Genomic DNA, 7,327 nt, shown 5'->3' with positions numbered 1-7,327 from the left:
AACGGAAGAATCTTTTCCGATGGAATAAAGCATCACCGGCTTCTCACACTGTGCTGCCACTTCCCGCATAATATATATCGCTTCTGCTTCCAGTTCATCCAAGTGATCCATATTTTTTGTCCTCTTTTCCTGTTATTCTCCCAGACCTGACTGGATCAGAGCCACAACTCCTTCCAGTGCTTCCTTTTCATCCTCGCCTTCACAGACAATTTCCACCTCATCATTGTACTTGACACTTGCTGCAAGTACACTTAACAGGCTTTTTGCATTTGTCGTTGCATTTCCCTTCTGGAATGAAATCTTTGCCCGGTACTTAATTGCCTCATCGCATAACTTTCCTGCCGGACGCAGATGCAGTCCCGCAGGATTTTTAATTTTTACTTTCTGACAAACCATGTTGTATCCCCTCCAAAATACATCTTTGGTATTTCTATTACTTGTGAAACAGCTTCTCGTTTAATTCTGACTCTCAGAGGAATCTGTTTCATCGGAATTTTCTCCCCCGGTTCCTGAAGAACCGTTTGTTGTCTGTCCGTTTTTGTCTGTAACGGTAACAGATGTCGTCACTGTGTCGGCGGTCTTATATGAACCATCCAATGTGACAGTTGCGGTCAAAGTTCCCGCCGTAAAATTGGAAGCATCTATCGAGCCAGTAATATCATTCGGATTGATCTCAGCTAGTACCTCATCAAATCCTTTCAGATTGACCGTCACGGTATCCGCATTAAATGCCAGTGACAAATTGTCTGGCAGATTCTTTACGGTGATATTTCCAACCGGAACTGCAAATGCCCGGGAATTTTCCCCTTCGATCACTAACGTCACACTGATCTGCTTAGACTGATCCGACGCAAGTGTTATTCCATCCGGAAGATATTTACTCAGTTCAATATTTGCTGTCACATCGGCAGTTGCATCGGAAACATTCATCTGCGATCCGCTAATCTCCAGTTCACTGATACTGCTTAACAGATCACTGTCACCAGTCAGTTTTACGGTAGATTCACTGCATTTTGCCTCCACGAAACGATAACCGTCTGCCGGTGTTCCATTCGTAGTAAATTTCAGTGGAACCGATTTTCCCATGGAAATCTCGACATCCACATCAACTGATGTCCGATTCAGGCTCAGCCGGTCCTGAGATATCTCATTTCCATCTGCATCCAGCAAAACGATTGGACTGCTGGTTGCCACATTTTCTTCTGCATTACTGATATCAACCACTGCCTGAGCCGTCTTAATCTGAGACACTACAGACTCCGGTCCCGTAACCGTGATCTTACCCGGTGCAGAAGAAGTCGATTCCACATAACAATACGCAGCTGGTGTTCCCTTCGTTACAACTTTCACAGAGAAACGTTCCGTTTGCAGATTTTCAACACTTACCTTTAACGTAGCATCCCGCTTGTTAATTTCAATCTGGCTTGCATAACGGGAAGCACTGACACTGACCGGTATCGTTGTCATATCATCATTAATATTTTCCAGATTTGCCACAGCGGTAAAATCTGATTCAGACAATTCCTCGATGATCGAACGCTTTCCGGTAACCGTGAACGAGATCTTGTCAGTATTGTTTAAAATCTCATAGGTCTTACCCATATCTGACAGATATTCATTATTTTCGATGGTAACCGGTATCGTAAATCCTTTTGTCTTTTCCGGATCTTCAATATTTACCACTACCATCCACAAAATAATTGCAAATACTGCTGCCAGTATTTTGAGGCCAAAATTATTTGTTATCCGCTTTGTCAGTTTTCGTAACATGTTTTAGCCTCCTTTTCAGTTTTTCCAAATACGGTTCTGTGGTCTGGGACAATTTCGCCGCAAATCGCAGTTTACTTTTCAGGAAATCAGCATCAATATTACGATACAAAGTTCCTTCTACCGCCAGAGATACCGCACCGGTTTCCTCCGACACAATAATCGTCATGGAATCGCTCACTTCGCTGACACCTACCGCCGCACGATGTCTGGTTCCCAGTTCCTTACTCAGCTCCATATTATCTGACAGCGGCAGATAACAGGTGGCTGCCACAATACGGTCTCCGCGCACAATGATAGCACCGTCATGTAACGGCGTATTATGTTCAAAAATATTGATCAGAAGCTGGCTGGAAACCAGAGAATCCAATGGGATTCCGGTTCTGATATATTCATTCAGCATGACATCACGTTCAATTACGATCAGCGCACCGGTCTTTACTTTTCCCATCTCATAGCAGGCTTTTACAATCTCTGTAATCGTCTTTTCGGAAAAGCGAACAGTGCTTGCTTTCTGAAAATCAAAGCTAAAAAATGCCGTCAGGAAATTCTTACGTCCCAGTCGCTCCAGCGCATTCCGCAGCTCCGGCTGAAATATGATAACAAGCGCGATGGCTGCTATATTTACTACTTTTCCCGACAACCATAGGATCGTGTTCATCTGGAACAAAGCTGCGATCAAAAGAAAAATCAAAATAACAATAATTCCTTTAAAAAGCATCCATGCACGCGTATTTTTAACCCATACCATGATATGGTACAGCACAAACGCAATAATGATGATCTCTATCACGTCTGTAACGCCGATCTTTGGTTTGTCTATCCAGGAAAGGTATTTATCCATAAAGGCATACAATGCTGATCCTATCTCCCGCATTTGTTCACTTCCTCTCAAACAGTCGTTTCTTATTTATCGTCATGAAGTTCATTCATAATCTGTGTCTCCAAATCATCCTTTTCCGAATCATCCGGATGTCCCACATGTACTGAATTCACCTTTTTTCCTCGTGTAATCTTGCGGTTCTTTGCCCGTTTTGCATTAATCTTTTTCACCTGCTTATCTTCTACCGGTACAAATGCCTTCGGAACCGCTTTGACATAGTAATAATATTCATCGTCTTCAAACTGTGTATGTTCCACACGGCTGTAATCCACGCTCAGTGTCATAAAATCCAATACCAGAACGATCAGTAGAGAAATGATACATCCTGCAATCACCTTAACAATCCGTCCGCTCTCACCGATATAGATCTCACCGCTGCAAATGATTCCCATCTCCACGGCAATACCAATCACTGCTGCAATGGTACGTCCATGATCCACGGTCAGTTTTCGGATACAGGAGACAACGATGGCTGCTGCTGCAAATCCACCAAGGAAAATGTACATTTCCTTATCTGTAAAAATCTCTGTCACTGCCAGTGTCACAACACTTTTCTTAGTAATTCCATCTTTCGCTGAAAATAACGCTGCATTTTCATTGATATTCTTCAATAAAAAGAATACCATCTCTCCACATACTACAGAAACAACAGCGTACACCCGGCTCAGCAGTCCCGATGCCACCGGAACAACGTATGGGATTCCTGCCACGCCAAGCACCGGCGTCAACACCGCATACATTCCTTTTTTTCTGGAAAAACGGAAATAGATGCAGAAAAGAATCACAAAAATCAATGCCACGATCCCGCACAATTCCAATGATAATGCGTAACAGTTCAGCAGGATCAGAACTGCTCCTAAAAACAGCATCATTCCGGAAGGCAAAAAGGAACACAGTAATGCAAATAACAGTGGAATCGGATATTCCTTCAGCAAATCCATATAGCCTATTTTCTGATTGATCAGTGTAAATGCTGCAAATGCCACTAAAAATCGGAACACAGCGATTGTATAGATCTCATATTTACCGATAAACCGATAAATATGTTCTTTTATTTTTAATAATTGAACCATGCATACCTCCTGTTTTTCCGGCGTTTCTGCCTGTGCAGTCCCGCAGAAACTCTATGCGTCCTCCCGCGCCTTCTCCTCCGCAAGATAAGACTTATTTAACCGATGCAGATACCGCAGATACTGATCCCGCCGTTCTCTGCACTTTTTATGCTGATAAATTGCCACCAACGCACACAGCACCAGATACCCTGCCATAAAAATGATATAAAAAATTGCTGTCTGTTTCAGTAGCTGCATATAATCTACATTTGCAAAATATTGGTTTAAATCATCCCATTTGGAACACAGCCAAAGCATCACGATCGCAGCAAAACAAACCGTACCGGCTACAAATCCTTTTACCAGCTGTAAAATGACAAAGTCTGCCCGTCGATAGGTGCTGATCTTGAGTTCTTTTTCTCCCACACCGGACTCCAGTATTGCCATCTTATTCATTTCCCGTACTCTGTCCTGATTAATCATAATAACCCACCTATTTTTGCTCATACTACAGAAAAAGTATATCACAAATTACCATGCAAGAAAAGTTTTTTATCCTCCGATTGCAATCGATGCCGCATACACTGTGCATTTTGTGCTTTGTCTCAGGCACAGTGCCGCTGCATCCAGTGTACTCCCTGTCGTATAGATATCATCGATCAGCAATACACATTCTCCCTCCGGCAGTTCTGCGCCTTTCCGAATCTGGAATGCGCCGCTCAAATTCCGGCGGCGTTCTCTGTCATTCAATGCTTTCTGTGGCACGGTATTTCGCACACGAAAAAGCGTTTTTTCATCTACAGGAAGATGTAATTCCCGCCCCATAGATTTCGCAATTACTGCCGCTTGATTGTACCCGCGTTTTCGCTGCCGTTTTCTGTGCAGCGGCACCGGTATGATCCTTGTAATCTTGCACCTGCGAATCCATGGTCCCAGTCGAACTGCCATTTCCCTGCCGTAAATTTCTGCATAATCCCGACGGTTTGCATATTTCATCCGATACAATGACAATTTTACCGGTCCCCGATAGGACAGCAGCGCACGATTTTGCCGGAATACATGCCGCTTTCTGCTGCAATCCGGGCAATATTCCCGCTGTGTATCCTCCAGCGGTTTCCCACATTTCATACAAAAATCTTCTGTGATCACAAAAAGTTTTTTTCTGCAGTCTGCACAAATGCCATCCGCATAAATCCGGTCGCACACCGGGCAGTGCGGCGGATACAGATAATCTAACCATTTCCCCCAATTCAAATTATAATTCCTCCAACTTATAACTCCTCCAACCGGTCTCTTAAACCGCTGTAACGCTTCTGTTCATTTACATTTGCTTCCATATTGTAAAATGCCTTCTCATCGCCTACCAAAGTCACACATTTGCGTGCTCTGGTTACCGCAGTATACAAAAGATTCCGGTTCATTAGCATCCGCGGACCGGTCAGTAGTGGAATAATGACTGCCGGATATTCGCTTCCCTGAGACTTATGTATCGTAATTGCATACGCCAGTTCCAGCTGATCCAGTTCCTTAAATGGATACTCCACCATTCGTCCTTCCTCATATTCTACGGTCAAGGTCTCAGAAAAAGTATTGATTTCACGGACAAGCCCCATATCTCCGTTAAATACTCCAAGACCTTTTTCAATCGGTATGTTGTAGCGGCTTCGCACTTCCCATTCTGCCTGATAGTTATTTTTGATCTGCATGACTTTATCCCCGACACGGAAAATCGTCTGTCCATGCTCATGCTCCGCTTTCTTCGCATCCGGTGGATTCAGATACTGCTGTAGGATCGTATTCAGACGTTCCACACCAAGTAATCCTTTTCGCATAGGTGTCAGCACCTGAATATCAAACGGTTCCGCATTGACATATTTTGGCAGTTTCTGCTGGATCAGCTGAATACAGATACTGATGATCACATTCGCATCATACCGTTTCAGGAAAAAGAAATCCCGGCTCTTATTATCTAAAACAACCGGCTCGCCACGGTTAATCTTATGTGCATTGACAATAATGTCACTTTCCGATGCCTGACGAAAAATCCGATTCAGACGCACTACATTGCAGGCATGGGAATCGATAATATCCTTTAACACACATCCCGGTCCGACACTCGGAAGCTGGTTCACATCACCAACCAAAATAACTCTCGTTCCCGCAACAACGGCTTTTAACAGATTGTGGATCAGTGTAATATCCACCATAGACATCTCATCAATGATCAGAACATCTGTCTCCAATGGATTCTGCTCATTCCGTTCAAAACCAGCATGCTCATCCATACCACCGGAAAGTTCCAGCAGACGGTGAATCGTCTTTGCTTCATAACCTGTGGTTTCACTCATACGTTTTGCTGCACGTCCCGTCGGCGCTGCCAGTGAAATATCCATCCCTTCAGATTCAAAAAACTGAATGATCGTATTAATCGTTGTGGTTTTTCCGGTACCAGGTCCACCTGTAATAACCAGCAGACCACTGCGCACTGCCTCTACCACCGCAATATGCTGCATTTCATCTAATTTCAGGTCAGACAATTCCTCAATTTTACGGATTCTCTGCTCTACTGCTGTTTCTGAAAAATCATATTTCACATTCAATTCCCGCAGCATAACTGCCACATTTAATTCCATATAATAAAAAGTAGATGCATAGATTTGTACCTGATCTTCGGTCTGTTTCATCACCAGTTTCCGGTCAATTGTCATATCCATATAATGTTTTTCCACTGCATCGGTATCTACTTCCAGCAATTCACATGCCCGCCGCGTCAGCAATTCCTTTGGCAGATACGTATGCCCCTCCAAAGATGCCTGCTGCAACACATATAAAATACCGCTTCGGATACGAAAATCTGAATCCATATGAATTCCTACTTTATGTGCGATCTCATCCGCAATTTTGAAACCTACACCGGTTACATCTTCTGCCAGTTTGTATGGATTTTCCTGTATGATGCGGTACATATCAAGCTGATAGGTCTGATAAATTTTGACTGCCAGAGTCAGTGAAATGCCATAATTCTGTAAAAAGATCATTGCCTGCCGCAGTTCTCTTTTTTCCTCTGTCTGCTCTGCAATCTCCTGTGCTTTCCGCTCACTGATTCCCTTAATCTCTGCCAGACGCTCCGGTTCTTCTTCTATAATACGAAAGGTATCTTCCTTGAACCTTCGCACAATCCGCGCTGCCAGAGCCGCGCCGACTCCTTTGATTGCCCCGGAGCCAAGATACCGTTCAATCGACACAATATCCTGTGGTGCTTTGATGGCATAGGATTCCACCTGAAACTGCGGTCCATAAGAAGGGTGTACGGTATATTCGCCTTTCAGTTCCACACTTTCCCCCTCACTGATAAATTGGAACACACCGACACAGGTCACTTCATCTTCCTCTACCGCAAGGTTCAGAACTGTATATCCATTTTCTTCATTTCGAAACACAATGTGTTCCACAAATCCGGTAATTGTCTCCATAACTCTCCTTTTTTACAGGCAAAGATACTCGCAATCCGTCCACACTGCTTGCTTATTTTTACGCAATAAAAGCAGGTGACTTCTTCAATTTTGGTCAAGCGGCTATTCGCAATCCGCTTTGCTACTTGCTCATAACCGAATAACTGCTCCGC

At 43.7% G+C, this 7,327-nt stretch carries 8 protein-coding genes and 1 pseudogene; all 9 read right to left on the bottom strand.

Translation table 11 applies throughout. The features are described from left to right. Positions 1–111 (bottom strand): annotated as a pseudogene (locus tag LG34_RS17070) (sulfate adenylyltransferase subunit CysD); the annotation flags it as partial. 21 nt (positions 112–132) lie between these two features. After that, positions 133–396 carry an HPr family phosphocarrier protein gene (locus LG34_RS06325; RefSeq protein WP_109215340.1) on the bottom strand — a complete coding sequence of 88 codons (264 nt, stop codon included), beginning with the start codon at positions 394–396 and terminating at the stop codon, positions 133–135. Between the two features lie 60 nt (positions 397–456). Further along, positions 457–1,770: a CdaR family protein gene (locus LG34_RS06320; protein WP_109215339.1), complete on the bottom strand. Its 1,314-nt coding sequence runs from the start codon at positions 1,768–1,770 to the stop codon at positions 457–459. Further along, positions 1,736–2,644, bottom strand: coding sequence for a diadenylate cyclase CdaA (cdaA, locus tag LG34_RS06315; RefSeq protein ID WP_109215338.1), 909 nt, complete (start codon positions 2,642–2,644; stop codon positions 1,736–1,738). Before cdaA ends, LG34_RS06320 begins: the two co-directional genes overlap by 35 nt. Positions 2,645–2,673: 29 nt before the next feature. Then, the gene (locus LG34_RS06310) at positions 2,674–3,723 is read right to left on the bottom strand and encodes a hypothetical protein (RefSeq protein ID WP_109215337.1); all 1,050 of its coding nucleotides are present in this window, start codon (positions 3,721–3,723) and stop codon (positions 2,674–2,676) included. A gap of 51 nt (positions 3,724–3,774) precedes the next feature. Beyond that, the gene (locus tag LG34_RS06305) at positions 3,775–4,185 is read right to left on the bottom strand and encodes a hypothetical protein (protein ID WP_109215336.1); all 411 of its coding nucleotides are present in this window, start codon (positions 4,183–4,185) and stop codon (positions 3,775–3,777) included. A gap of 69 nt (positions 4,186–4,254) precedes the next feature. Further along, the gene (locus tag LG34_RS06300) at positions 4,255–4,956 is read right to left on the bottom strand and encodes a ComF family protein (RefSeq protein ID WP_242979818.1); all 702 of its coding nucleotides are present in this window, start codon (positions 4,954–4,956) and stop codon (positions 4,255–4,257) included. Between the two features lie 17 nt (positions 4,957–4,973). Continuing rightward, a complete protein-coding gene (recD2, locus tag LG34_RS06295; RefSeq protein ID WP_109215334.1) occupies positions 4,974–7,175 on the bottom strand; it encodes an SF1B family DNA helicase RecD2 in 2,202 nt (733 codons plus the stop codon). Beyond that, the coding region (locus LG34_RS16925; RefSeq protein WP_207657023.1) for a hypothetical protein at positions 7,106–7,327 on the bottom strand (222 nt) is incomplete at its 5' end. The genes LG34_RS16925 and recD2, both read right to left, overlap by 70 nt.

It is taken from the genome of Eubacterium ramulus, assembly GCF_003122485.1.
Taxonomy (GTDB): Bacteria; Bacillota; Clostridia; order Lachnospirales; family Lachnospiraceae; genus Eubacterium_I; species Eubacterium_I ramulus_A.
Note: the sequence above shows the minus strand (reverse complement) of the source record. Positions and strands in the feature narration are given on the sequence as shown.

What these genes read in the sequence shown, in the direction of transcription:
- LG34_RS06325 (WP_109215340.1), bottom strand. Translation starts at nt 396, where the DNA reads ATGGTTTGTCAGAAAGTAAAAATTAAAAATCCTGCGGGACTGCATCTG.
- LG34_RS06320 (WP_109215339.1), bottom strand. Translation starts at nt 1,770, where the DNA reads ATGTTACGAAAACTGACAAAGCGGATAACAAATAATTTTGGCCTCAAA.
- cdaA (WP_109215338.1), bottom strand. Translation starts at nt 2,644, where the DNA reads ATGCGGGAGATAGGATCAGCATTGTATGCCTTTATGGATAAATACCTT.
- LG34_RS06310 (WP_109215337.1), bottom strand. Translation starts at nt 3,723, where the DNA reads ATGGTTCAATTATTAAAAATAAAAGAACATATTTATCGGTTTATCGGT.
- LG34_RS06305 (WP_109215336.1), bottom strand. Translation starts at nt 4,185, where the DNA reads ATGATTAATCAGGACAGAGTACGGGAAATGAATAAGATGGCAATACTG.
- recD2 (WP_109215334.1), bottom strand. Translation starts at nt 7,175, where the DNA reads ATGGAGACAATTACCGGATTTGTGGAACACATTGTGTTTCGAAATGAA.